21 protein-coding genes are annotated in these 24,709 nt (G+C 68.0%); 13 read left to right on the top strand and 8 right to left on the bottom strand.

The genetic code is table 11. From position 1 onward, the window contains the following. Positions 1 to 39: 39 nt before the first annotated feature. On the bottom strand, positions 40 to 1,038 hold the full coding sequence (locus DY157_RS02250) for a metal ABC transporter solute-binding protein, Zn/Mn family (RefSeq protein ID WP_115727038.1): 999 nt from the start codon (positions 1,036 to 1,038) through the stop codon (positions 40 to 42). An 837-nt stretch (positions 1,039 to 1,875) separates the two neighbouring features. On the opposite strand from DY157_RS02250, the gene DY157_RS02255 reads away from it, so the two are divergent. Genes DY157_RS02255 through aroD form a run of 3 tightly spaced genes read left to right on the top strand, consistent with a single transcriptional unit; the run spans position 1,876 to position 5,353 of the window. Next, positions 1,876 to 3,267: a glycine--tRNA ligase gene (locus tag DY157_RS02255; RefSeq protein ID WP_115727039.1), complete on the top strand. Its 1,392-nt coding sequence runs from the start codon at positions 1,876 to 1,878 to the stop codon at positions 3,265 to 3,267. Positions 3,268 to 3,309: 42 nt separating this feature from the next. Next, complete coding sequence (gene dusB / locus DY157_RS02260) at positions 3,310 to 4,524, top strand: tRNA dihydrouridine synthase DusB (RefSeq protein WP_115727884.1); 1,215 nt, start codon at positions 3,310 to 3,312, stop codon at positions 4,522 to 4,524. 1 nt (position 4,525) lies between these two features. Next, positions 4,526 to 5,353: a type I 3-dehydroquinate dehydratase gene (gene aroD / locus DY157_RS02265; protein ID WP_115727040.1), complete on the top strand. Its 828-nt coding sequence runs from the start codon at positions 4,526 to 4,528 to the stop codon at positions 5,351 to 5,353. A gap of 448 nt (positions 5,354 to 5,801) precedes the next feature. Here the strand turns inward: aroD and DY157_RS02270 are convergent, their stop codons facing one another. Together DY157_RS02270 and DY157_RS02275 are read right to left on the bottom strand one after the other, a co-directional pair. Beyond that, the gene (locus DY157_RS02270) at positions 5,802 to 6,461 is read right to left on the bottom strand and encodes a response regulator (protein ID WP_115727041.1); all 660 of its coding nucleotides are present in this window, start codon (positions 6,459 to 6,461) and stop codon (positions 5,802 to 5,804) included. After that, complete coding sequence (locus DY157_RS02275; RefSeq protein WP_160159409.1) at positions 6,458 to 7,591, bottom strand: sensor histidine kinase; 1,134 nt, start codon at positions 7,589 to 7,591, stop codon at positions 6,458 to 6,460. Before DY157_RS02275 ends, DY157_RS02270 begins: the two co-directional genes overlap by 4 nt. A 716-nt stretch (positions 7,592 to 8,307) precedes the next feature. Between DY157_RS02275 and DY157_RS11285 the strand changes: the two genes are divergently transcribed. The 6 genes from DY157_RS11285 to DY157_RS02305 all read left to right on the top strand — a co-directional run bounded on the left by DY157_RS11285 (position 8,308) and on the right by DY157_RS02305 (position 13,318). Beyond that, complete coding sequence (locus DY157_RS11285; RefSeq protein WP_160159410.1) at positions 8,308 to 8,940, top strand: hypothetical protein; 633 nt, start codon at positions 8,308 to 8,310, stop codon at positions 8,938 to 8,940. Positions 8,941 to 9,070: 130 nt separating this feature from the next. Continuing rightward, complete coding sequence (locus DY157_RS02285) at positions 9,071 to 9,697, top strand: hypothetical protein (protein ID WP_115727044.1); 627 nt, start codon at positions 9,071 to 9,073, stop codon at positions 9,695 to 9,697. A 20-nt stretch (positions 9,698 to 9,717) separates the two neighbouring features. Then, positions 9,718 to 10,473, top strand: coding sequence for a hypothetical protein (locus DY157_RS02290; RefSeq protein ID WP_115727045.1), 756 nt, complete (start codon positions 9,718 to 9,720; stop codon positions 10,471 to 10,473). A gap of 31 nt (positions 10,474 to 10,504) precedes the next feature. Next, the gene (locus tag DY157_RS02295) at positions 10,505 to 11,536 is read left to right on the top strand and encodes a peptidoglycan-binding domain-containing protein (protein WP_115727046.1); all 1,032 of its coding nucleotides are present in this window, start codon (positions 10,505 to 10,507) and stop codon (positions 11,534 to 11,536) included. After that, positions 11,527 to 12,237: an ABC transporter ATP-binding protein gene (locus DY157_RS02300; protein ID WP_115727047.1), complete on the top strand. Its 711-nt coding sequence runs from the start codon at positions 11,527 to 11,529 to the stop codon at positions 12,235 to 12,237. The genes DY157_RS02295 and DY157_RS02300 overlap by 10 nt, the downstream gene beginning before the upstream one ends. Then, positions 12,230 to 13,318 carry a hypothetical protein gene (locus DY157_RS02305; RefSeq protein WP_160159411.1) on the top strand — a complete coding sequence of 363 codons (1,089 nt, stop codon included), beginning with the start codon at positions 12,230 to 12,232 and terminating at the stop codon, positions 13,316 to 13,318. Before DY157_RS02300 ends, DY157_RS02305 begins: the two co-directional genes overlap by 8 nt. 26 nt (positions 13,319 to 13,344) lie before the next feature. On the opposite strand, the gene DY157_RS02310 is transcribed toward DY157_RS02305, so the two are convergent. Continuing rightward, positions 13,345 to 14,490 carry a hypothetical protein gene (locus tag DY157_RS02310; RefSeq protein WP_160159412.1) on the bottom strand — a complete coding sequence of 382 codons (1,146 nt, stop codon included), beginning with the start codon at positions 14,488 to 14,490 and terminating at the stop codon, positions 13,345 to 13,347. Positions 14,491 to 14,553: 63 nt separating this feature from the next. On the opposite strand from DY157_RS02310, the gene DY157_RS02315 reads away from it, so the two are divergent. The 3 genes from DY157_RS02315 to dnaG all read left to right on the top strand — a co-directional run bounded on the left by DY157_RS02315 (position 14,554) and on the right by dnaG (position 19,244). Further along, on the top strand, positions 14,554 to 15,849 hold the full coding sequence (locus DY157_RS02315; RefSeq protein WP_174232116.1) for a deoxyguanosinetriphosphate triphosphohydrolase: 1,296 nt from the start codon (positions 14,554 to 14,556) through the stop codon (positions 15,847 to 15,849). 153 nt (positions 15,850 to 16,002) lie between these two features. After that, the gene (locus DY157_RS02320; protein WP_160159413.1) at positions 16,003 to 17,184 is read left to right on the top strand and encodes an IS30 family transposase; all 1,182 of its coding nucleotides are present in this window, start codon (positions 16,003 to 16,005) and stop codon (positions 17,182 to 17,184) included. A gap of 98 nt (positions 17,185 to 17,282) precedes the next feature. Beyond that, a complete protein-coding gene (gene dnaG / locus DY157_RS02325; RefSeq protein ID WP_115727050.1) occupies positions 17,283 to 19,244 on the top strand; it encodes a DNA primase in 1,962 nt (653 codons plus the stop codon). Between the two features lie 39 nt (positions 19,245 to 19,283). Here the strand turns inward: dnaG and DY157_RS02330 are convergent, their stop codons facing one another. From DY157_RS02330 to DY157_RS02340, 3 genes are read right to left on the bottom strand one after another with little or no spacing between them, the layout of a single operon-like run. Continuing rightward, the gene (locus tag DY157_RS02330) at positions 19,284 to 20,393 is read right to left on the bottom strand and encodes an FtsX-like permease family protein (protein WP_115727051.1); all 1,110 of its coding nucleotides are present in this window, start codon (positions 20,391 to 20,393) and stop codon (positions 19,284 to 19,286) included. After that, positions 20,390 to 21,043, bottom strand: coding sequence for an ABC transporter ATP-binding protein (locus DY157_RS02335; RefSeq protein ID WP_115727052.1), 654 nt, complete (start codon positions 21,041 to 21,043; stop codon positions 20,390 to 20,392). Before DY157_RS02335 ends, DY157_RS02330 begins: the two co-directional genes overlap by 4 nt. A gap of 2 nt (positions 21,044 to 21,045) precedes the next feature. Continuing rightward, entirely contained in the window at positions 21,046 to 22,164 is a 1,119-nt protein-coding gene (locus tag DY157_RS02340) for a peptidoglycan-binding protein (protein WP_160159414.1), read from the bottom strand. 1,451 nt (positions 22,165 to 23,615) lie between these two features. On the opposite strand from DY157_RS02340, the gene DY157_RS02345 reads away from it, so the two are divergent. Then, positions 23,616 to 24,095: an S-ribosylhomocysteine lyase gene (locus tag DY157_RS02345; protein ID WP_115727054.1), complete on the top strand. Its 480-nt coding sequence runs from the start codon at positions 23,616 to 23,618 to the stop codon at positions 24,093 to 24,095. Positions 24,096 to 24,223: 128 nt separating this feature from the next. On the opposite strand, the gene DY157_RS02350 is transcribed toward DY157_RS02345, so the two are convergent. Beyond that, entirely contained in the window at positions 24,224 to 24,709 is a 486-nt protein-coding gene (locus DY157_RS02350; protein ID WP_115727055.1) for a hypothetical protein, read from the bottom strand.

Genomic DNA, 24,709 nt, shown 5'->3' on the forward strand with positions numbered 1-24,709 from the left:
CCCCAGGGGCACCCGCTGCCGAGTTCTCGAGATCGCGCGTCACTTGCAGGTGAGCGCCTTCTGCAATGCGGTGATGTTGTCGCGCATGACGGCAGAGTAATCCTTCTGCGGATCGACCTGGCTCTCGATCGGATCGAGGACCGCGGTCTGGATGCCGAGGTCGTTCGCGAGGGTCTCGGCGACCTTCGGATCGATGAGGGCCTCGGTGAAGATCGTCGAGACGCCCTCGGCCTTGACAAGCTTCGAGATCTCCTGGAGGCGAGCCGGCGACGGCGAGGACTCCGGGTCGAGGCCGGAGATGCCGACCTGGGTGAGGCCCGTCCGGTCGGCGAGGTAGCCGAACGCGGTGTGCGCGGTGACGAACGTCTTGTGCTCGCAGGTCGCGGTGCCGTCGACGAGTTCGGCGCCGAGGTCCTTCATCGCCTTCGTCACCGACGCGGCGTTCGCCGTGTAGGTCTGGGCGTTGTCGGGGTCGGCGGTCGCGAGCGCCTGACCGATCGCGGTGGCGGCCATGCCCATGCGCTCCGGGTCGAGCCAGAAGTGCGGGTCGGCCGTCATGTCGTGGTGGTGACCCTCTTCAGCGTCGTGGTCGTGGCCGGACTCGGCCTCGTCGGCGTCCTCCTCCTCGCCTGCGTGATTGCCGGACTCGGTCGCGTCGACGAGCTGGACGGCGGTCGACACGTCGACGACGGTCTTCGGCGCGGCCTGCTCGACCGCGTCGTCGACGGCGCCCTGGAAGCCCTTGAGGTAGACGACCGCGTCGGCCTTCGACAGGGTGTCGACGGCGGCGGGGGAGAGCTCGAGGTCGTGCGGCTCGGCGCCGTCCGGCGTGAGGGACTCGACGTCGACGAGGTCGCCGCCGATCTGCTCGGTGAGGTACTTGAGCGGATAGAACGCGGCCTCGACCTTGAGGGTGGACGAGGTGGTCGCACCCGACTGGGAGGAGGTCGACGAGGTCGCCGATCCGGTCGAGCAGGCGGCGAGCGAACCGGCGGCGAGCAGCGCGGTGGCCAGGGCAAGAGGACGGGAGATGGTCATGGCGTCATCATCCCGCGTAATGGGAACCATTGTCAAAACATAAAGGTCGCGATCCCTCTCACATCGCGCCCCGGTCCCCACGCGAGGTCATGCGCCTTTGCCCGCGAATTCGTGCGCCTTCGACGGCGAGGTCATGCGACTGACGCTGCGAAACCTCGCGTGCGCCGCCGCTTCTCCGGCGTTCCTTCTGCAATTCCGCACACAGTTTCGGTGCTGGTGGAGGGTCTTCAGAACGACCCTTGGGAGAATGCGCAGATCAGAGCCCTGGTTCATCGGAGCCAATGGGGAAACTGTGTGCGTTCTTGCGGGTGCGAGGTCGGTGCGCACACTCTCGACGCGCGAACGTCATGCTTTCGGCGGAGAGGGGGGAGTGCACCTCTTCACGCTTAGAGGTGTCGTCGGTCGTCGACGAGGCTCATTCCCTGAATCCGCGCTCCCCGCGACCCGGATCGCCGTCTCGGCGTGCCTGGCGAGGCAGTGAAGGGAGGGAGATCCCCTCGACGAAGGAAGGTGATGCTTTCGATGGGGAAAGGTGATGCTCTCGGCGGGGCGGTGAGACCATTCGCCATGTCGGCGTTCGGCTGTTGGCGCGTTCGGCTGTTGGCGCGTTCGGCTGTTGGCGCGTTCGGCTGTTGGCGCGTTCGGTTGCTGGTCCTTCTCCGCCTCGGGACAGACGGGCCTCGGGACTGATCTCCTCAAGGGCGACCGGCCCGGGATCGATCGGCTTCCGGTCGGATCGGCCTCCGGCCCGGGGGGCCGGTGCCGCGCCCTCGTCGGCTAGACTCGCCCTACCGTGTCCGCGCCGGCCAGGTGCGGCGACAGAACCTAGGAGCAGCTGTGGCACAGGCCCCCTCCCGTCTCGATTCCGTCATCTCTCTGGCGAAGCGCCGCGGCTTCGTCTTCCCCTGCGGGGAGATCTACGGCGGCACCCGCTCGGCGTGGGATTACGGCCCGCTCGGCGTCGAGCTCAAGGAGAACATCAAGAAGCAGTGGTGGCAGTACATGGTCCGAGGGCGCGAGGACGTCGTCGGCCTCGACTCCTCCGTGATCCTCCCGCGTGAGACCTGGGTAGCCTCCGGCCACGTCAACGCCTTCACCGACCCGCTCGTTGAATCGCTCCACACGCACAAGCGCTATCGTGTGGATCAGCTCATCGAGGAGTACGCCGAACGCAAGAATCTTGACCCCGACACCGTCACCCTCGACCAGGTGCCCGACCCGGTGACCGGCCAGCCCGGCGCCTGGACCGAGCCCCGCGCCTTCTCCGGCCTGCTGAAGACCTACCTCGGCCCGGTCGACGACGAGGCCGGCCTCCACTACCTGCGCCCGGAGACCGCCCAGGGCATCTTCATCAACTACGCGAACGTCGCGGCCGCCGCCCGCAAGAAGCCGCCCTTCGGCATCGGCCAGATCGGCAAGTCCTTCCGCAACGAGATCACGCCCGGCAACTTCATCTTCCGCACCCGCGAGTTCGAGCAGATGGAGCTCGAGTTCTTCTGCGCCCCCGGCACGGACGAGGAGTGGCACCAGTACTGGATCGACTACCGCAAGGCGTGGTACACGGGCCTCGGCATCGACCCGGAGAACCTCCGCTTCTACGAGCACCCGAAGGAGAAGCTCTCCCACTACTCGAAGCGCACCGTCGACATTGAGTACCGCTTCGGCTTCCAGGGCGGCGAGTGGGGCGAACTCGAGGGTATCGCGAACCGCACGGACTTCGACCTGTCGACGCACTCGGAGCACTCGGGCGCGAAGCTCGACTACTACGACCAGGAGACCGGCGAGCGCTGGACCCCCTACGTCATCGAGCCGTCGGCGGGCCTCACCCGCTCGCTCATGGCGTTCCTCATCGAGGCGTACCACGAGGACGAGGCCCCCAACACGAAGGGCGGCGTCGACAAGCGCACGGTCCTCAAGCTCGATCCGCGCCTGTCGCCGGTGAAGGTCGCCGTCCTCCCGCTCTCCCGCAAGGAGCAGCTCACGGGCCCGGCGAAGGAGCTCGCCGCCGACCTGCGGAAGATCTGGAACGTCGAGTACGACGACGCGGGCGCGGTGGGACGCCGCTACCGCCGCCAGGACGAGATCGGCACCCCGTACTGCGTGACCTACGACTTCGACTCGGTCGAGGACCACGCCGTGACGGTGCGCGACCGCGACACGATGGCGCAGGAGCGCATCCCGCTCGAGAACGTGAAGTCCTGGCTCGTCGAGAAGCTCGGAGCCTGCTGAGTGTCCTCGTCGCTCGCGCACGGCCCGGTCTCCCCGCTGGAGATCGGGCCGCTGCGCGTGTGGTCGCCCGTCGTCCTCGCGCCGATGGCGGGCGTTACGGACGCGCCCTTCCGCAGGCTCTGCCGCGAGCAGGGGGAGCGTGGGCTGCCCTCGTTCCTCGCCCCCGGTGATCCGGCGTGCGAGGTCGAGCCGGTGCGCGGCGTCGACGCGCTCGCGGGCCTGTACGTCATGGAGATGGTGACCTCGCGCGCCCTCGTCGAGGGGAATCGGCGCACGCTCGAGATGGTGCGCCCCGATCCCGCCGAGCGCGTCCGTTCGATCCAGCTCTACGGCGTCGATCCGGAGACGATGGCGAAGGCGGCGCAGATCCTCATCGACTGCGACCTCGTCGATCACATCGATCTCAACTTCGGGTGCCCGGTGCCGAAGGTGACGCGCAAGGGCGGGGGAGCGGCGCTTCCGTGGAAGAAGGACCTCTTCGACGACCTCGTGCGCGCGGTCGTCGACGCCGCCGATCACGCGGGGACGAGGGCGGGGCGGTGCGTCCCGGTGACGGTGAAGATGAGGGTCGGGATCGACGACGATCACATCACGTACCTCGACGCGGCGCGGACGGCGGTCAATCGCGGGGTCGCCGCGATCGCCCTGCACGCGCGCACGCAGACGCAGCACTATTCGGGCCGGGCGGACTGGACGCGGATCGCGCGCCTCAAGGAGGCGGTCGACGTGCCGGTGCTCGGCAACGGCGACGTGTTCTCCGGTGCGGACGCGGCTCGGATGATGGAGGAGACGGGCTGCGACGCGATGGTCGTCGGGCGCGGCTGCCAGGGGCGGCCGTGGCTGTTCGCCGACATCGTGTCGACGCTCATGGGTGGGCCCGCGGTCGGCGATCCGAATCTGCGGGAGATCGCGGCGCTCATCGAGCGGCACGCCCGCTGGGTCGTCGAGGATCAGGGCGACGAGGCGCGGGCGATGCGCGAGATGCGCAAGCACATCGGCTGGTACCTGCGCGGTTTCGCGGTGGGCGGGCCGACGCGGCACGCCCTCGGCATGGTGTCGAGCCTGGAGGAGCTCCACGAGATGCTCATGGGCCTCGACCTCGATCAGGAGTTCCCGGCGGCGGCCGAGGGGCCGCGCGGACGGGCCGGCGGGGAGAAGACCCCGCACCTGCCCGACGGGTGGTTGGATTCGCCGTTCCTCACCGAGGCCGAGCGCGCCCACCTGCACCTCGCCGAGGACGGCGCGAACGGAGGCTGAGATGAGCGCTGCGGAAGGTTCGGCGACGGTTGTGGTCGGCAGGCCCGGGCCGCTCGGGGCGCCCGGGCGCGGCGCGTGCGCGCTCGGCGGGCCGACGCGGATCATCGCGCCGATCGTCGGGGCGGACGCGCGCGCCCTCGCCTCCGAGATCGCGGTTCTGCGCGGGGTGGCGGGCGAGCCGGTGGACCTCGTCGAGTGGCGGGTCGATCCGCTGCTCGCCGCGCTTCCCAAGGGCGCCGACGCCGACGCCGTGCTCGAGGCGGCGTGGTCCGCGGCGGTGAGCACGGCCCCCCGGCCCGTCCTCGCCTCCATCCGCACGATCGACGAGGGCGGGGCGGCGAACCTTTCCGCGTCGGAGTACTCGAGCCTCGTGCGCCTACTCGCGGGCCTCGCCGACGCGGTCGATGTCGAGATCGACCGGGCGGGGGCAAACGAGCTCATCGCCGATGCGCGCGCCTTCGGCGCGGTCGTCGTCGCGTCCCATCACGACTTCTCGGAGACGCCCTCGACGGAGGGGATCCTCGAGGTCTTCGCGCGCATGGACGCGGCGGGCGCCGACGTCCTCAAGATCGCGTGCCGGGCGAACGGGCCCGACGATGCGCTCCGCCTGCTCGGCGCGCAGGTCCGGGCGCGCGCCGAGTTCTCCCGTCCGATCATCGCGATTGGCATGGGCGGCGCCGGGGCCCTCACGCGCCTGGCCGGATCCCTCATGGGGTCGGCCGCGACCTTCGCGAGCGTCGGAACCGCGTCGGCTCCCGGCCAGTTCACCGCCGCGCAGACGCGCGCGGTCCTCGACCTCGTCGAGCGCGGGGGCGCTCAGTCCCAGTAGGCATCCGCTGGCGCACCGACGCCCCGGATCGGGCCGAGCCGGCGCGAAGTGCTGACATTGTGCGATCCCGAAATCATGCCTCGTATCCGCATGGCGGCGCTAGCGTCGTGAGCAAGCGGTCGGAAGAGACCGTTGACTCTCAAGGGGACAACGATGAAGAAGCACCTCGCCCTCGCGCTTGGTGCCCTGCTAAGGGCAATCCGGACACTGTTGATCCCTATGACCTGATGGCCCTCTGCTTGGTACGGAAGAAGGTCATGGATCCCTCGTACTCGGGGAACCGCTCCGGATTCGACCTGGAACGCCACTTCGCTCTCCCCGAATTCGTGAGGAGTGGACCTGGTGAGTTCCTCGACTATTCAGATGCCGTTGCGGGGACGAACGCCTGCGAGGAGTGCGCGCGCCTCTCCGCGCGAGGGGTCCTCGCTCTTCCTGGACTACGCGCGCTTCAGGGTTCGCCGATCCCGCACCGTTGCGCGCGGATCGCGACTTCAGTCCGTGATGAGCAGCCGAGGAGCATGATGAGTCGGCTGACGTAGGTGCGGGCCGATCCTTCGGAGAGGTTGAGCGCCCGCGCGATCTCCCGATTCGACTTCGCCTGGGCGACTTCGATGAGGACTGGGCGGAGACGATCGGGCAGATGGGCGACGGCGGCGGCGAACGCGGAATTGTCGTCGACGGTCGAGGTGGGGACGAGGGAGGGCGGTGCGTCGAGTTCTGGGGAGATGACTCGGGTCCCCGAATATGCTGCGAGGAGGTTGGCGACAAGGCGATCGGGAGGCAGATCCTTCAAGATGATGCCGCGAACACCGGCTGCAAGTGCCCGGTTCCGCAGATCCGGAAGAGCGAATGCGGTGTAGAGGACGACAACGATGTCCGGAGCGAGGTCGCGCAGCCGCTCGGCGGTGGAGATTCCGTCGAGGACGGGCATGCGGACGTCGAGCAGGGCGATGTCGGGTTGGATCTGCTGCGCGATGATTAGGGCTTCTGCGCCGTCGTCGACCGCCGCGATGATCTCGAGTTCGGAGTGCTGAGAGAGAAGGTCGATGAGCCTGCCGCGCAGGTCGGTGTCGTCCTCGGCGATGAGGAGTGTGAGCGGAGCGGTCATCGTGCGTCCTCGGCTTCCACGTGGGCAAGGGGGATTCGAGCAGAGAGGACCCACCGACCTGCGATGACGTGGGCTCCGACATTCGCTCCGAGGGCGGACGCTCGGCGGGCGAGACCTGACAAGCCGAGCCCGTTCGACGCGTCGGCGGACCCGCTGGGCCCGCTTTCGTTGACGAGGGTGACTTCGATGCTCGCGGGGCCGTCGTCGCTGGCTCTTTCGACGATGAGCGACGCGGTGGAGCCTCTCGGGGCGTACTTGAAGATGTTGATGCACCCCTCCCGAACAAGCGTCAGGAGGAGAGCTCGTTCTTCGGCGTCGAGCTGGCGCACGAGAGTGTCGTCGATGTCCGTCTCAAGGACGATCCCGTGGATTGCGAGTGTCCGTTCGCTGTCGCGCACCACATCGTCGAGTGATTCGGGGGAGGGAGAGAGGATGGGGGCGTGCGTGGTGTCGATGACGAAGCGGAGGTCCGCCATCGCGGCACGGGTGGCGTCGAGTGCGTCGCGGAGCTGTCCGGCGAGGTGTGGGTCGCTGGCGATGGAGAGGGCCTGTTCCTGCGCAGCGATCGCCTTCACGAGGTTTGCAACGGCGGTGTCGTGGAGGATCTGGGCGGTCGCCTGCCGGGCATCGACGATCATTGAGTGCGAGCGCTCCTGTTCGAGTGCGAGCGCGACATCGGCGGTGCGCAGGCGAGCGGCGAATCGTCTGCCGCCGAACCCGACGAGGACGCTGAGAAAGGTTCCGATGGCGAGTTCGAGGAAGCCCGCACGCACATAGGGGCCGGGAATATGAATTGCCCCGTAGCCGACGATGGCGAGCAAGGCGGAGATGTACCAGCCCTTGTAGATCCATAGTGCGGCAACGGCGTAGATGCCGAAGCATAGGAGACCAACTGACGCAACTGTTCCGGGAACGAGGATCAAGGTGGCGAGGAGGATGAGGAAGGCGCTGGCGCCCGCGCGTGGGAACAATCCCGTCAGTGCGAAGGCTACTCCTGCAAAGACGAGGAGCGGTATCGAGACGACGCTCGCATGCCCATAGGCGACGATGTCGGCACCACCGAGGATGATGGAAAGGACCGCAAAGGCGGAAGCACCGCCTATTCCAGCCAGGGATCGTCCCGGATTCATATGTGCCGTTTCAGCGGTTCACTTGCACCAAGGAAGCCACGGGGCGATCAAGCAGAGCCCGCGATCGTCAACGGACTGGGCTACGAACTGCGGAAAGTCGACAGGTGCTGGGTCGAGGTCCGCATCAGCATGGAGGAAGAGAAGTGTGGAGATGAAGGCGGTGAGCACGGATGCCTCCCTGATCGAATGCGCTTGGCGCTCGCCAATGCGGTGGTCCATCCCGCACAGAGACGGTGAATCGATAGTATCGGCTACCCGTGTTGTTCGGGCTTGATCGACTTCGGGTGCGGAAAGTGTTGACATTCTGCGATACCGGTCGGCCTGTCGCCCATGGTGGTGTCTCTCTAGTCTGGAACGTGTGGGAAGAGGATTCCCCACAGTGAGAGAAGGGGTGGGACGATGAAGTCTCGAATGACAGTACTCCTTGGTGCGTGCGCGGTGAGCATGGCGATCACAGGTGCGTCGATCGCCCCGGCTCATGCGGCTCCCGTGACGTGTGAAGCCATGAAGATCGCGTCAAATTCGATGAAGTCGCTGTGCCTGACTGGAACCCCTGGAAATGGCCACTACGCGGAGGCGAGAATCCAATTCTCTGGATATTCAGCGTTTCGTCAGTCGCCGAAGGCTCCAATGGGGTCCTGGAGTGTGTCCGGAACCTTTAATGGCGGATACATTTCCTCCGGACCTTGGCCAGTTGTTGTACCGTGAGGAGGATATTGCTTTGCAGGACGCCCATCCAATTGGGGCTGGGCGTCCTGCTCGTGTTGGGTCTTTCGGGGTGTGCAGAGAACTCAGTCGAACCGTTGCTGCATGGGCCGGGCTATTCGTCTGAATTTGAAGCACTCCGCTCGTCGTCGAATTCAGACTTCCTTATTGAAGTTCTCGAGGATGATGAGATCACTGAAGCAGAAGTCGTTGAGGCGCGAAGTCGTTTCGTGGAGTGCGTAGCGGGATCGGGGCGACTTGAAGCAGCCAGTCTTGCAGATGGCGGATTTGAATATACGGGAATCGCGCTCGATGAGGGGGACTATCGGACGATCATCGATGCGTGCAACCAACAGACCTCTGCAGACACGATTACAATGCTTGCGATGAGAATTCGCAATAACCCTGAGAATATTGATTCGAATGCGCTCATCGCTTTCTGTCTTGTGAAGAAGGGGGTTGTCGATCCTGCCTACGGGGGCGATCAATACGTAGCGGATATGGAACGGTATTTTGCGCTTCCAGAGGGTCAGAGAGTGGATGTGTTGACATTTCCGCAATTTATCGATAAGGAACGAGGTCCTGCGGCGCATAATGCGTGCATAGAAATGAGTGCTGACGAGATTCTTGGGCTGGCGGATTAGCGATGTCCACGGACAGTTCGGACCACGTGTGAGCGACCGGGTCGATGAGAATGCGCGATAGAGGTATAGGATGAAATGGGTGATATCTCGAATGAAGCGGTGGGGCGATCGGGGATTCCGAGGATCGATTGTGCTGTCCTTCGCCGCCTCCCTCCTCGCTTTGTCGGCGTGCTCGTCGCAAGCGGGAGGGGCGGCGGAGGCCTACAAGGCCGAGCTTGATGACCTCGTCGCGCGCTCGGCCGGCATTGAGCCGGCCGCATCGATTGTGGAGGATCGTCTGATCACCGAAGCGGAGATCGCAGAGATCGACAAGGCCTTCATCTCCTGCGTCGAAGATGCGGGCTTCCCCGGTGCGACGGTTGATGACCTTGCTGGGAACGTTGGAATTCCGATTCCCGCTGATAGCCGGGACTCTTCGGCCGCATTTTCCGAGTGTTCAACCTCGACGCTCTTCAGCGATATTCACAGCGTGTTCTGGGCGATGAGGACGAATCCGGAACACCTTACCCAGGATGAGGCGATCCTCGCCTGCCTCAAGCGGTTCGATGTCATCGATCCGGATTATTCCGTCGAGCAGTTCAGTCGTGAGGAGGACGCCTGGATGGAGTCAGCACCGACGATCGATGGCGTGATTCAAGGTGGCCCGAACGAGGCGCACACATACACGGACCGGGAACGGGGACTCGAGCTGTTCCTCGAGTGCGAAATCGACCCTTCAATCACCCCGGATGACGAGTTTGTCGACGGGGCTCGGTAGGACTGAACGAAGACGGAGCGATGATGAAGGTGATGAACGCAGCGGCGCGGCTTCTTACGGTCGTCGTGGTGTTCTTCGCCGCGACCGCGTGCTCGTCGCCGAAGGCGTCGAGCCCTGGGGATCGGTATCAGCCGGAATTTGATGAGCTCATCGCCTCGGTCGGAACAGACGAGCCTGCGGCCTCGATTCTCAGTGACCATCAGTTGTCCGAGTCTGAAATGCTCGAGGCGCAGCAGGTGCTGGATCAGTGCATGAAGAACGAGGGCTTCTCTGGAGCGATCTTCGAAGAGGATCTGTGGGTGCCGGCGGGGAGTCATGTCGAGGTGGACCAGCAGGGGCGCGAGGCTCAAGACGTGCTCGAGCAATGCGACGAACGGATCCACTACAGGGAACTCACCTACCTGTATGGGCGACTTCACCACAATCCCATGAAGCTTGACCCCGATCAGGTGGTGATTGATTGCATGGTGCGTCGAGGGGTCTTGGATCCGTCCTATACGGTCGAGCGTTTTGAGAAGGAACTCTCTACCTGGATCGAGCAGCCCCATACGATGAGGGGCGAGGTGATCATCGGAAGCCCGGGTGAGGCGTTCACCTACATCGGGGATCGGGAGGACGGAATTCAGGTGTACATGGAGTGCGCCTACGACCCGACGAGCGGTCAGAGCTCCGAACCCCGACCTCGTAAGGCCCATTTTCGAGTTCTCACCGACAGGGAGTTGATGAATGTCAACGCCGATGGAGACACGAGCGCCGCCTCCTCGCCCCTATTCTGAAATCGGCTGCCCGACAGACAAGGACTCGACGATGAGGATCCCTCTCCGCCCCCTCGCGATCGGCGCCTTCGCGTGCGCCCTCGTCGGCTGCGGCGGAGCAGCCCTCGGCGCCCTCGTCCTCCCCCCCCCCGTCCCCGCCTCGCTCGACGCCGCTCCCGCACTCGACAGCGCCCCCGTTGAAACACGCGTCATCGACGACGCCCGCACGATCCCCCTCGCCTTCGTCAGAGGCGACACGACCTCGATACCGGCGCCGCTCTCCGGCAAGATGACAGCCCTTCCCATCTCCGTCGGAGACACGCTCGAATCGGGAGAGGAAATCGCCCGCATCGACGGGACGTCCCTCATCGCCCTTGCCACGACGACGCCCCTCTACCGCCCGATCGTCAACGCTCTCGAAGGCGATGACGTTCGCGCGCTGCAGACCGAACTCGCGCGCCTTGGCTACGCCGTCGACGCCACAGGCATCGCCGATTGGAACACGCGGCGCGCCGCCGCCGACCTCCTCGGCATCGACGACGGTGCCGGAGGAGTGCCCGCCGAAGTGCCGACCACCGGATTCGCGTGGATCCCCGCGGCCTCCGTCACCGTCTCGGGCATCGAGGTCGGCCTCGGGGCGACCGTCGATCCGACTGCGGCCCTCCTCGACGTCACCGACTCCGTCGAGCGCGGCGTCCTCACCCTCCCGAAGGAGGCGATGCCCGGCGACCGCGTCATCACCCTGTCGACGGGCGCCCTGCCCGTGCCCGCGGACGGCGTCATCACCGACCCCGACACGATTCGCGCGATCAAGGAATCCGACCAGTACGCCGCGTTCACCACGGCCCTCGGCGACGGCGAGGGCGTCTTCTCCGTCCCATGGTCGCTCGCCACTCCCGTGAGCGCGCTCGTCGTCCCGCCCTCGTCGCTTTTCGGAATCATCGGCGCGGACGCGTGCGTCGCCCACGACGGCAGCGTCCACAAGGTCCGGATCGTCGGCTCGCAGCTCGGTCAGTCCTACATCACCTCCGACGATCCCCTCACCGACGTCGACCTGGACACCGAGGGCCTCGAATGCCGGTGAGCCTGCGAATGCTCGGGCACCGCTTCAGCGATGGTCCCTGGCTCTTCCGCGGGCTCGACGAGACGATTCGGGAGGGCGAGGTCGTCGCGCTCATCGGCCCCTCCGGCTCCGGCAAGTCGACGCTCCTGTCGATGATCTCCGGGTGGCTGGCCCCCGCCGAGGGGAGCATCGACGTCGGCGCGCCCACGGGGGACGAGGCCGGGGCCGACGCCCGACGTGACGAACCGCGAATCGCCTGGGTCTTTCAGAACCCGCACGGCGTGCCCGGCCGAACCGTCCTCGATCACGTCGCCCTGCCGCTCCTCGCGCAAGGGCTCGCCCCCGCGGACGCGGACGATCGGGCGCGAGCCCTGCTCGACGACTTCCGGCTCGACCAGGTCGCCGAACGCCTCTTCAAGACCCTGTCGGGCGGAGAGGCGCAGCGCATGCTCCTCGCCCGCGCACTCGCCTCCGAGCCGGACGTGCTCCTCGTCGACGAACCAACCGCCCAACTCGACCAGCGCACCGCCGCGCACGTCGCCGACACGCTCACGGCGCTGCGGGATCGGGGCCTCGTCGTCCTCATCGCCACCCACGATCCGCACGTGCGCGACAGGTGTACACGCGTCATCGACCTCGCCGCCTACGCGGACGTCGATTCCGCCGACGACGGCTCGACCGGCGCCGGGGCCGCGACGCGGGAGGCGAGGCCCGATGCGTGAACGGATGACGCGGCGCGCCCTCGCGCGCGAAGCGTGGCGCGACATGACGAGCGGCACCGCGTGGATCGGCGTGTGGAGTCTCGTCGTTTCCCTCCTCATCGGCGGAGGCATCGCCCTCGACCTTCGCGTGATCGCGCGGGAGGCGCAAGCGGCCCAGAACTACCAGCGAGCGATGGCGTCCGTCCGCGTCGTCGAATCGACCCGAGCGATCGACGGTGCCGGGTGCCGCGCCCTCGCCCGCGTCGAGGGCGTCGCAGGTGCCGTCGCGATGAGGAAGGCGGACCAGTCACTCACGCCGGCGGCGATGCCGTCCTCATCGCTTCAGACCTGGGAGTACGCCGGCGACATCGGCGGAGTGTTCGACATGGCCTCCCTTTCACCGGGTGTCGGTGTCGTCCTCGCCGAACAAGTCGGGGACGCCCTCGGCCTCGCGGCGGGAGGCGAACTCGCGCTCGCCGACGGTTCTTCCGCGCGCGTCCAGGGCGTCTACCGCTGGGACGAGACCGACGGGCGTCGCACCGGCTTCGCCTACTCGGCGCTCGTGCCCGTGCCCGCCGGCGGCGTCTTCGACGCCTGCTGGGTTCGACTCTGGCCCCTCAAGCCCGAGGTCGATTCGCTCATGCGGACCTCGGTCATCCCCTCCGGGGAGAACCAACAGGTCGAGACCTATTCGGTGAACGCGAGTCTCGGATCTTCGTTCGACGGGCAGGCCCGCTACTTCGGACGGATCACCGCCCCGATCATGTGGGCGCTCGGGGCGGGCTCGCTCGTCGTCGGAGCACTGTCCGTCCGCAGGCGCCGCCTCGAACTCGCCTCGGATCTGCACGCGGGCGTCGGAAGGGCGGACCTGCTTGCCAAACTCCTCGCGCACGCCGTCGTCATCGGGGTCGCCAGCTCCGTCCTCGTCCTTCCCGCGCTCTCCTGGGCGATCCTCCGCGCCCCTGCGGGGGACAGAGGGGACTTGTGGGCGCATGCCGGGCTGCTCGGCGCGGTCGGATTCGCCGGGCTCGTGCTCGGCGCACTGGCGGCAGGACTCCTCGTTCGAGAGACGAAGCTCTTCGACTACTTCAAGGCGCGGTAGCCCCGCGCGGTGCCCATGTCAAAGGGTCAGTCCCAGTAGGCGGCCGCAGCGGGGCGGATGCGCGGCGTCTCGAACCACGCGCAGGCGCCCGCCGGCACGATCGTCGACCCGTCGGCCGCCGTGCCGAGCGCGTGCGAGGAGCATAGGCGCGGCGCTCGACCGGGCACGGACACCGGCTGCTCCGACGTGTTGAGGACGACCATCACGGGGCCGTTGAGGTGGACGACGACGCCCGGGGCCGCCCAGGCGAGCCCGTGAACGATCCCGAGGCTGCCCGTGCCGAGGCCCTTCGACGAGCGGACGGAGAGCGCGAGGGGGACGACCTCGTCGATCGGGAGTGCGCCGATGTCGGAGGCGAGCGCGTCGGGCCCGAAGAGGACGTGCGCGGCGCCCGGCAGCGAGAGCGCGTAGAGCGCGAGGGCGAGGCCGCCGCCCGGCTCCGCGCAGGCGACGTCGACGGACCACGGGGTGATCGCGCCGAGGCGGTCGCGCGACTCGAGGGAGGAGACGACCGCGTTCTCGATCGACCTGGCGTCCCAGGCGACCCGGCGCAGCGCGTCGTCACGCAGCTGGTGGAACCAGTCCTCCTCGAGGTGGGCGCGCACGTGCGACGCGTCCGCGCCGGTGATCCGCCCGATGACGATCGGCTGGGAGTCGGCGGCCATCGCCTCCGACTCGACGAGGCGCACGAGGGCGGCGAAGCGCTCGCGCGCGCGGGCGGTGGAGCGGTCGGGGTCGCGGGAGGAGCGATACTCCCCGCATTCGCCGAGGTCGATGCCGTCGGCGCCGGCCTCGAGAATGAGGCGCGTGCGCGCGAGGACGAGGGACTCACGGTCGACCGCGTCGACGTCCGGATCGTCGAGGTCGGCGAAGGCATCGGCGGGAAGGGCGACGACGACGCGCAGCCCGAGCTCGTGGAGACGGGCGACGAGGCCCGGGACGGGCGTGCCCGCCGAGTCGACATCCTCGGGCGAGGGACTGAGGACCAGGGCGTCGAAGCCCGCGGCGCGGGCGAGGGAGGCGAACTCGAGGAGGCGCTCCGGGTCGGAGGAGTCGAGCGGGCGGTCGGGGTCGAAGATCGCGGACGAGTGCCACCAGGGCGCGGGACCCCGCGTCGCCCGATGCACGAGAACCGTGCGCACGTTCTCCTGGAGACCTCGTCGTTCCACCATTTCTCCATGGTGACACACAATCGGGCCCGATGCGTCGGGGCGCTCGTTCGTTAGTCTGGGGGCGTGAGCGCAGCTTCGAGACCCCTCGTCGAAACGAGCCTGGTCCCCGTCTACTCGGAGGCCGACCAGGCCCGACGTACCCCCGAATCCGCGAAGTCCGCGATGAGGACCGCGTTCGAGAGGGACCGGGCGCGGATCCTCCACTCCTCGGCGCTGCGGCGCCTCGGGGAGAAGACGCAGGTCCTCGGGCCCGCGTCGAACGACTTCGTCCGCACGCGCCTCACCCACTCCCTCGAGGTCGCCCAGGTCGGTCGCGAGCTCGGCAAGGAGCTCGGCGCGAACCCCGACGTCGTCGACGCCGCGTGCCTCAGCCACGCCCTCGGCCCCCCGCCTTTCGGGCACAACGGCGAGCGCGTCCTCGACGAGCTCGCCGCCGACTGCGGGGGATTCGAGGGGAACGCGCAGCCCCTGCGCCTCGTCTCCCGCCTCGAGCCGAAGGTCCTTGCTCCCGACGGCGATCCCGCGGGCCTCAACCTCACGCGCGCCACCCTCGACGCGATCTGCAAGTACCCGTGGGCGAAGGGGGCCGGGCCCGACCCGGTGAAGTCGGCGCGCAAGTACTCCGTCTACGCCGACGACCTCCCGGTCTTCGCATGGATGCGCGAGGGCGCGCCCGCGGGCAGGCGCTGCCTCGAGGCGCAGATCATGGACCTGTCCGACGACATCGCCTACTCCGTCCACGACGTCGAGGACGCGATCGCGACCGGGAAGTGCCGCGTCGAATCGCTCGGCGATGACGCGGTCGCCTCCGCCGTCATCGATTCGACGATCGACTGGTACGGGCGCGGCGTCGCGCGCGCGGACCTCGAGAACGCGCTCGAACGACTCCTCGCCCTCGACGTGTCGATCGGCGGATTCGACGGGTCCTACGCGTCGCTCGCGCGTCTCAAGGACCTCACGAGCGAACTCATCGGCCGCTTCTGCGGCGCCGCCGTCACGGCGACCCGCGTCGAATTCGGGGCGGGCGCGCTCGGGAGGTACCGCGCCGACCTCGTCGTCCCGCCGTCGACCCGCGCCGAGATCCAGGTCCTCAAGGGCCTCGCCGTCCACTTCGTCATGAGCCCGCGCGAGAACGAGCCCGTCTACTACCAGCAGCGCACGCTCCTCGCCGACCTCGTCGATGCGCTCCTCGACGCCGGACCCGCGGCGCTCGAGCCGATGTTCGCCGCCGCGTGGCGGATCGCCGAGGACGAGGCTGGGCGCGTGCGCGCGGTCGTCGACCAGGTGGCCTCCCTGACGGACGCCTCCGCATCGAAGTGGCACGCCCGCCTGTGCGGGATGCTCTCGACGCAGCTGTGAGCTGAATGGCGGGGGAGATCTCCTCGACGCGGCAAGGTGATGCTTTCAGCGGGGAAAGGTGATGGGCGGTTTCAGGTGGTGAGTGCAACGCCTTGAGTGTGTGGGGTGGTTGCTGTGGGTTTTCGTTGTTCTGAGGCGGTTCGCCGCCAGGTGTTGGATCTGCTGATTGAGGGTGTGCCGGTTAGGCAGGTGCATTTGCGGGTGGGTGTCGCGGTGTGCACGATCCGCAAGTGGGCCAAAGATTGGGGCATGACGTTTCGTGTGGGTTCGCGAGGCGGGTGGGTGGGCAGTGCGCCCGCCGACCCTGTGGAGGGGCTGGTCAGCGGGGTCGGGCATGGGGCCCGGTTGACGATCGGGGGCCGCCAGCTCATCGAGTACTTGCACGGTCAGGGGATGAGCATGCGGGGGATCGCCCGCGAGCTTGGGGTGGCGGCCTCGACGGTGAAGCGGGAGTTGGATCGTGGGGGCGGCCAGTATCGGGCGGTACGCGCTCATGAGGAGGCTGCCGGGAGGCGGGCTCGTCCCAAGCCGTTCAAGCTGGAGGATCCTCGGCTGCGCGCCTTCGTGGTCGCCAAGCTTAACGAGCACTGGTCGCCTGAGCAGATCTCGCGGGCCTGGGCGTGTGGGGACAATAGGGGGGTGACGATCAGCCCGGAGACGATCTATCAGGCCCTGTATGTGCATGGGCGCGGCGCGTTGCGTCAAGAGCTCAAGGTGGAAAAGGCGTTGCGGTCGGGGCGCACGCGTCGCCTGGCGCGTTCGCCGCTGGCTCTGGCGCGCTCGAAGGGGAAGTCGTGGGTGGAGGGCGCCAGGATCGTGGACCGGCCCCAAGAGGTGGAAGGACGCCAGGTTCCGGGCCATTGGGAGGGGGATCTGATCGTGGGGGCGAACAACAAGAGCGCCGCGATCACCCTGGTGGAACGCACCACGGGCTACCTGCTCGTCCGGCCCCTGCCAGCGTGCCACGACACGGCAAGTGTGATCGACGTGCTCGCCGACATGATCAGCCCTTTCCCGCTCACGCTTCGCGAGACGATCACGTGGGACCAGGGAGGGGAGATGGCGAACGCGAAAGACCTGACCAGCCGGACCAAAACGAAGGTGTATTTCGCCGACCCGCATTCGCCCTGGCAGCGCGGGTCCAACGAGAACACCAACGGCCTGTTGCGCGACTACTTCCCTAAAGGCACCGACCTGAACGACTATCCCCCAGAAGCATTCGCCGAGGCCGAACGCCAACTCAACACCCGACCCCGCAAACGCCACGGCTGGAAAACACCCGCCGAACTCATGCAAAAATTACTCGACGACAACGCCGTTGCACTCACCGCCTGAAACCGCCATGCTTTCGGCGGGGAAAGGTGATGCTTTCGGCGGGACGGGCGCGTGGGGACCGGACGCAGGCGGCGACGGGCGTCGGTAGACTGACGCCCATGCCCGGTCTCATTCGCAAAGAGGACATCGCCGCAGTGCGCGAGGCCGCCCGGATCGAGGAGATCGTCGGCGAGCACGTCGCCCTGCGGCCCGCGGGCGTCGGCTCCCTCAAAGGACTGTGCCCCTTCCACGACGAGCGCACTCCGAGCTTCCACGTCCGCCCCCACCTCGGCATGTGGCACTGCTTCGGCTGCGGCGAGGGCGGGGACGTCATCTCCTTCGTCCAGAAGATCGACCACCTCCCCTTCGCCGAGGCCGTCGAGTTCCTCGCCCAGCGCTCCGGCGTCACCCTCCACTACGAGGAGGGAGGCCGCCAGGTCCGCACCGAGGAGCCGGGCAAGCGCAAGCGCCTTCTCGAGGCGCATCAGGTCGCCGAGGAGTTCTACATCGCCCAGCTCGGCTCGCCCGAGGCCGCCAAGGGCCGCGCCTTCCTCGCGAACCGAGGATTCGACCAGTCGATGTGCGCCCACTTCGGCGTCGGCTACTCGCCGGACTCGTGGGACGCGCTCCTTCGCCACCTGCGCTCGAAGGGCTTCACCGACCAGGAGATCGAGATCGCGGGACTGGGAACCCGCGGCAATCGCGGGCTCTACGACCGGTTCCGGGGGCGGCTCATGTGGCCGATCCGGGACATCACGGGCGCGACCGTCGGATTCGGCGCCCGGCGCCTGAACGACGAGGACCAGGAATCCCCGAAGTACCTCAACACGCCCGAGACGCCGATCTACAAGAAATCCCAGCTGCTCTACGGCCTCGACCTCGCGAAGAAGCGGATCGCGACCGAGCGCCGCGTTGTCATCGTCGAGGGCTACACGGACGTCATGGCCGCCCACGTCGCGGGGGCCGGGTGCGCGGTCGCGACCTGCGGCACCGCCTTCGGCTCCGAGCACGTGAAGATCGTGCGGCGCCTCCTCGGCGACGCCGCCGATCCGGCCGCCGGCGTCCTCCTGTCCGACGGGCGCGCCCGCGGGTCCGAGGTGATCTTCACCTTCGACGGCGACGCGGCGGGCCAGAAGGCGGCGCTGCGTGCCTTCCACGAGGACCAGAACTTCGCCTCGCAGACCTTCGTCGCGGTCGACGCGGAGGGCATGGACCCGTGCGAGGTCCGCATGGCCCGCGGCAATCAGGCCGTGCTCGACCTCGTGAATTCGCGGACCCCGCTCTTCGAGTTCGTCATCCGCTCGGTCCTGCGCCAGGTCGATCTCAAGACCGCGGAGGGGCGCGTCCGCGCCCTCGGCGCCTCCGCCCCGATCGTCTCGAGCATCAAGGACCGGGCGCTGCGCATGGAGTACACGCGCTCGCTCGCCGGCTGGCTCGGGATGGACATCCGCACGGTCTCCGACGCGGTCCGCCACGCCCAACGGCCCACCGCCGAGCCCCGCTACGGGGAGGCCAGCGACATGGCGGGCGCCGGCATCCCTGCGCCCGCGCCGCGTCGCGGCCCCGAGGACCCCATCGCGAAGCTCGAGCGCCAGGTCCTCGAAGCGGCCCTTCAACACCCGATGTACCTCATCGGATCCGGCTTCGACGACCTCGACGGCTCGTCCTTCTCCGTCCCGACCCATCGCGCCGTCCACGACGCGATCCGCGCGCTCGGCGGGCTCGACGCTTTCGCCGCGCTCCTGCGCTCGGCCGAGTCGCACTTCGGCGAGGGGGAGCGCGCCCGCGACGCCGCGACCCGCCGCTTCGTCGATCAGGTCCGCGAGGAGGCCGGGGAGATCGTGGGCGTCGCCGTCTCCGAGCTCGCCGTCGCGCCGCTGCCGCAGGACCGCGAGGACGAGATGCGCTCGTACTGTCGCGGAGTCGTCGCCGCGCTCGTCCGCATGGATCTCACCCGCAAGATGGGCGAGGCCCGCTCGCGCCTCCAGCGTCTCGACGAGGACGATCCCGACTACGCCGAGGCATTCCGCGATCTCATGCGCCTCGAGCAGCGCCGCCAGACCTTCTCCGAGAGGAACTGACACCCGCCCCGGCGATGCTCCGACCGAAACCTCGACTGGTCAGGGGACGCGGAGCTCGTGGAGCGGGTCTCGCGAGGACGCCCAGAGCGCGGGGAGGACCGCGAGCGAGCCGGAGACGAGGACGAGGGCGATCGCGCTCGCGAGGACGAAGGAGGCGCCCGGTAGCGGCGCAGAGCGGAGCGCGAGTAGGAAGAGCCCCGCACCGGTGCCGACGAGGGCGCCGAGGATGGAGACGAGAGCGACCTGTCCGATAGTGAGGGCGACGATGATCGACCGCGTCGCGCCGAGAGCTCGACGCCGGCCGAAGTCGCGGCGCCGCATGAGCACGGTCACCCAGACCACGATCATCACGAGGAGCGCGGCGATCGCGAGGGTCGCGAGGATGAGGACCCGATTCGAGGCGGTGAGCGAGCCGTCGAGGGCCGTGCGCAAGGCGGCGTACTGCTGCGAGGACGCGACGGTGTACTCCGAGGAGGGGATTCCGGACAGGTGGTCGAGGGCGAGTCGCTCAACGAAGGGAAGGTCGGCGGAGGAGTCGGCGACGACGAGGATCGACGCGACTGGCGTCGTGGGCGTCTCCGACGTTGGAATGAGGAGGACCGGCTCGAGATCCCGGAGGAACTCGGGGAGCGGTTCTTCCGCGACGACCTGGTACTCGGGGCCGTCGCCGACGGCGCGAACCGTCCCTCCCGAGGCGGGCAGCCCGAGGAGGTCGAGCACACCCGGAGAGGCGATCGCCCGGTCGATCTGCGCAGGGATGCGCTCATCGAGCCCCGAAAGACGCTCGTCCGCCCACGCGCCGTACACGCGCCGGGCGCTGACTCGGGTCGCGCCACTGGCGTCGTACGCGGAAACGTCGAAGGCATCGGAGAAGGCCGCCACATGGTCGACGAGGTCGTAGGCGGCGATGGACCGGGCGAGACCCGCGGTGAGGGGCGAATCGACGTGAGCGGTGTGGATCGATAGCGTGCGCGTGCCCATGTCGTCGACCGTCGAGAGGATCTGCTGCTGACGTCCGGCGGCGTATCCGGCAGTCGCGATGACCGACGCCGTCGCCACTGCCATGATGAGGGCGACGATGAGGGAGGTGAGGCGCTGCGCGAGGGCACTCGCCCTGATCTCGGAGAGGAGAAGGAGCAGGCGCGTCATGCGTCGCCTCCGATCGCGATGCGCCGGTCGGCGACGGCCGCGACCTCGGCGTCGTGCGTGACGACGATGACGATCGCACCGGCGTGCGCTCGCTTCGCGAGGACATCCATGACGAGGCTGCCCGTCTGTGCGTCGAGGTTCCCCGTCGGCTCGTCGGCGAAGATGATGTCCGGATTCCCGATCAATGCCCGGCACAGGGCGATTCGTTGGGCCTGACCGCCCGAGATCTCGCCGGGTCGGCGAGCCGGCGGTAGATCAAGGGCGACCGCCTCGAGAAGATCGAGGGCGAGGGGCTCCGCCTCTCGCCGGGATCGTCCGCGATAGAGGGCGGACTCGGTGATGTTGTCGATGATCGACCGCGTCCCATCGAGCGCGGCGTCCTGGAAGATGAAGCCGCAGTGCTCGGCGCGGAATCGCGAGCGCACGGCGTCGGGGAGAGCGTCGATCCTGGTGCCGTTGAAGAGGATCTCCCCCGAGTCGGGACGCAGGAGTGTCGCGAGGAGGAAGAGCCTCGTCGATTTGCCGGATCCTGATCCTCCGGTGATGGCGGTGAGCGCTCCAGCCTCGAAGGACTCGGACCAATCGACGACGATCGGGGAGCGCGCTCGCGGATAGGCGAAGGTCGTGCTGCGCGCGGCGAGGACCGTCATGCTCACCCCGCTGAGGAGGGGGAGTCCGGTGTACGCTCGCCGTCGGAATCCGCGGCCGAGCCCTCGGATGTCGACAGCACGCGGAGGCGCGTCCCCTCGTCGACGCCGGTGACGATCGACCGGCCCGAGACGCTGACGAGCACCTCGACGGGGAGAAGCGCTCCGCCCTCGTCGATGAGAACGGTCGCCCCGTTGGCGTCGACCCTCAGCGCGCTGGTCGGGACGACGACGCCGGAGCGCTCGGGGACGACCGTGATCGTCGTGCGCATCCCCTTGGCGCCCTGCGCTGGAATGAGCGCGCACTCGTCGCCGCAGATGGACGTCGCGCCCTCGGCCGGCTGCAGGATCGTCGTCGCCTCATTCGTCTCCGGATCGATCGTGATCGGACCAATCCGGGCATCCCACGTCCTCGTGCTCGTGGAGATCGATGCGGGCATGCCCTCCGAGACCAGAGCGAGCTGACCGGAGGGGATCGTCATCGTGAACGTCGGCTCGTCGGCGAGGACCTTTCCGATCGGATCGCCGACGTGTACGGGTGTTCCGAGCTCGACGTCATCGGCCCACGTGAGTGAGAGCGGGGTGCGAGCGGCGAAGACGATTCGCCCCAGCGGCACGGTGGGGTCATCGGGGATCCCGAGAGAGCGGTTCCACTCGAGGACCGCGCGCGTCGTCCGGCCCGCGAACTCGCCGTCCTCCGCGAGGCCGTAGCCGCCGACGGCGTTGAGGAAACGTTGGAGTTGGACGACGTCGGGGCCCTTCATCCCCTCGGTGAGCGTCCTGTACGCGGGGACGGTCCCTTCGGCGAGGACGACGGGCAGCATGTCGACGGTGTAAAGGAGGGATCCCACACCGTTCGATTCGCCCTCTTGGACGTCGAGGGACGTGAGTGTTCCGTCGAGTTGAGAGACGAGGGTGGTCGTCGCCTGTCGGGTCGCCGATGAGTTGAGGGTGATCGCGCGACCCAACTGGCCGGACTGCGCCGTCACGAGGGCGTATGGGGACGCCGTCTCTGTCGGGCTCGGGGGAGCGAGGAGGACGCGGAGCGACCAGCCCGCGAGGGCGCCGACGACGAGGATCGCGAAGGCTGCGGCGAGGAGCCGGGGAAGACGACGTGCGGCCATACCTACTCCCAGGGGCAGAGTTCGTAAAGTGGCGCTTCGCAATTGAGGGTGTAGTCGGCGGATCCCGGCCGGCCGCCGATTGCGGAGTCGTGGGCCGGGGGCGTCTCCGACGTCCCCACCGCGAATCCGCACACAGTTTCGGCCCGTTGGGAGGGTCCCTCTAGAGATCCTCGTAGGAAAGCGCAGATCAGAGCCCTGCAGCATCGGAGCCGACGGAGAAACTGTGTGCGTTTCTGCGGGTGAGGCGTCGGCCTCCAGGCTCCCGGCACTCCGTTCCTTCCACGTGCGAGTCACCCGGATCGCACACTCGACGACCTTCCCCACCCGCCAAGCACGCCGAGACGGCGATCCAGGTGACGCGGGCCGCTGATTCCGGGCGTGGGGCGACTTGGATCGCACACTCGACGGCCCTTCCCGCCCGCGAATCCCGCCGAGACGGCGATGTAGGTCATGCGAGAGGCTGATTCCGGGTGTCAGGCCACCTGGATCGCACACTCGACGACCTTTCCCACCCGCGAAGCCCGCCGAGGCGGCGATCCAGGTGACGCGGGCCGCTGATTCCGGGCGTGGGGCGACTTGGATCGCACACTCGACGACCTTTCCCGCCCGCGAAGCCCGCCGAGGCGGCGATCCAGGTCACGCGGGCCCCTGATTCCGGGCACGGAACAACCTTGATCGCACACTCGACGACCCATCCCACCCGCCAAACTCGCCGAGGCGGCGATCCAGGTCATGCGGGCCCCTGATTCCGGGCACGGAACAACCTTGATCGCACACTCGACGACCCGCCCCGCCCGCGAAGCCCGCCGAGACGGCGATGTAGGTCATGCGGGGCATCGGCAACCGACTACACCCCCAACTGTGAAGAGCCTAACCGGCTCTTCACAGTTGGGGGTGTAGTCGGTGAGGATCCTGGGTGCTGAGAGCCGCAGGGTTGCCGCTGCGCCCGACTGCACCCCTGTCATGAGGAGCCGCAGCACCCGACCATGAAGAACCGTAGTACCCGTCCCCCGCCGAGGGGATGCGCCTGGACGTCCTACCCGCAAATACGCACACAGTTTCTCCGTCGACCAAGGCGGAGCAGAGCCCTGATCTGCACCTTCTTCCGGCCGTCTTTCGGGCGAGCCTCCGCGAGGGCCGAAACTGTATGCGGATGTGCAGGAGGGACGCCGGAGACGCCCGAGACGCATCACGCACACTCGACGCCTCTGCCCACCCGCCGTGTGCGCCGAGACAGCGATCCGAGGGATGACGTTCGTCGGCACGCGACGACACCCCCGAATGCGAAAAGCCCGATAACTTCGGCGTTCCGACCCGCCAAACGTCAGGAAAGCCGCCAAACGCGTGTTGAGGACCGGCGTCGACTACCGTGGGGCCCGTCCACCCCGTCGCGGCGCCGCGGCGCCCCGCTCGAACGGGCGCCGCCCCGCCCTCGTCAACAGGAGTCCCCCATGGCCGAAGTCGAGAGCTTCACGCTCGACCACACCGCAGTCCTCGCCCCCTACGTCCGCCTCATCTCGATCGAGACCGGCCCGAAGGGCGATGAGATCTCGAACTTCGACCTGCGCCTCGTCCAGCCGAACGAGACCGCGATCCCGACCGGTGGCCTCCACACGATCGAGCACCTCCTCGCGTCGCTCCTGCGCGACCGCATGGACGGCGTCATCGACTGCTCGCCCTTCGGGTGCCGGACCGGCTTCCACCTCATCTGCTGGGGGACGCCGAGCGTCGAGGAGGTCGCCCGCGCTCTCGATTCCTCGCTGCGCGCCATCGCGGCCGAGGTGACCTGGGAGGACGTGCCGGGCACGGACGTCTTCTCCTGCGGCAACTACCGCGACCACTCGCTCTTCAGCGCGAAGGAGTGGGCGGCCGCCATCGTCGAGCAGGGCTTCTCCACCGACCCCTTCGTCCGCACGCCGCTCGAGGTCTGAGGGCGCCCGTCCGAGCGTTTGGCGGCTTTCACGGCGTTTGGCGGCTTTCACTGCGTTTGGCGGCGATCATCGGGCCGATTTGCGCCGCCGAACACCAACAAAGCCGCCAAACGCGAGTTGGGGCAGGCTCAGTCGAGCCCGACGCCCTCGCGGAGCATTCGCTCGAAGCGCTCGGCCTCGGCGCGCGACGCCGCGTCGAGCGGCCCCTGGGCGGTGAGGACGGAGAAGAGCGCGTCGTCATCGCGCCTGCGGATCCACGCCGAGATCGCGGTCCCGTTCGAGACCTTCGTCGACTTGTGGACGACGATCGAGTGATTGACGCGGTCGGCGATCGTCCGCATGAGGACGTGCGGGTCGCGCGACACGGTCTCGACGCGGATCGACGCGCGCGACGGGTCCATCCAATCGACCGAGAGGACGCGATCCTCCGCGTTCCACTTCGCCGTCGCGACCTCGTACCACATGCCCGAATCGAGGACGCGGTCGGCCCCGACCCGGATGATCGCGTGCTGACCGGCGACGATCCACGTGCCGTCGGCGAGCTCCTCGGCGGGGGCCTTGCGGTCGGAATCGGGCAGGAGCGCGCGTGCGGCGTCGGGCAGGGGTGCGGTCAT

The sequence above is a fragment of the Actinomyces culturomici genome (genome assembly GCF_900499005.1).
Lineage (GTDB): Bacteria > Actinomycetota > Actinomycetes > Actinomycetales > Actinomycetaceae > Pauljensenia > Pauljensenia culturomici.

Excerpts from the sequence above, each read along its gene's own strand:
- DY157_RS02250 (WP_115727038.1), bottom strand. The coding sequence starts at position 1,038 with ATGACCATCTCCCGTCCTCTTGCCCTGGCCACCGCGCTGCTCGCCGCC.
- aroD (WP_115727040.1), top strand. The coding sequence starts at position 4,526 with ATGAGCGCTGCGGAAGGTTCGGCGACGGTTGTGGTCGGCAGGCCCGGG.
- DY157_RS02270 (WP_115727041.1), bottom strand. The coding sequence starts at position 6,461 with ATGACCGCTCCGCTCACACTCCTCATCGCCGAGGACGACACCGACCTG.
- DY157_RS02275 (WP_160159409.1), bottom strand. The coding sequence starts at position 7,591 with ATGAATCCGGGACGATCCCTGGCTGGAATAGGCGGTGCTTCCGCCTTT.
- DY157_RS02290 (WP_115727045.1), top strand. The coding sequence starts at position 9,718 with ATGATGAAGGTGATGAACGCAGCGGCGCGGCTTCTTACGGTCGTCGTG.
- DY157_RS02295 (WP_115727046.1), top strand. The coding sequence starts at position 10,505 with ATGAGGATCCCTCTCCGCCCCCTCGCGATCGGCGCCTTCGCGTGCGCC.
- DY157_RS02300 (WP_115727047.1), top strand. The coding sequence starts at position 11,527 with ATGCCGGTGAGCCTGCGAATGCTCGGGCACCGCTTCAGCGATGGTCCC.
- DY157_RS02305 (WP_160159411.1), top strand. The coding sequence starts at position 12,230 with ATGCGTGAACGGATGACGCGGCGCGCCCTCGCGCGCGAAGCGTGGCGC.
- DY157_RS02310 (WP_160159412.1), bottom strand. The coding sequence starts at position 14,490 with ATGGTGGAACGACGAGGTCTCCAGGAGAACGTGCGCACGGTTCTCGTG.
- dnaG (WP_115727050.1), top strand. The coding sequence starts at position 17,283 with ATGCCCGGTCTCATTCGCAAAGAGGACATCGCCGCAGTGCGCGAGGCC.
- DY157_RS02330 (WP_115727051.1), bottom strand. The coding sequence starts at position 20,393 with ATGACGCGCCTGCTCCTTCTCCTCTCCGAGATCAGGGCGAGTGCCCTC.
- DY157_RS02335 (WP_115727052.1), bottom strand. The coding sequence starts at position 21,043 with ATGACGGTCCTCGCCGCGCGCAGCACGACCTTCGCCTATCCGCGAGCG.
- DY157_RS02340 (WP_160159414.1), bottom strand. The coding sequence starts at position 22,164 with ATGGCCGCACGTCGTCTTCCCCGGCTCCTCGCCGCAGCCTTCGCGATC.
- DY157_RS02345 (WP_115727054.1), top strand. The coding sequence starts at position 23,616 with ATGGCCGAAGTCGAGAGCTTCACGCTCGACCACACCGCAGTCCTCGCC.
- DY157_RS02350 (WP_115727055.1), bottom strand. The coding sequence starts at position 24,709 with ATGACCGCACCCCTGCCCGACGCCGCACGCGCGCTCCTGCCCGATTCC.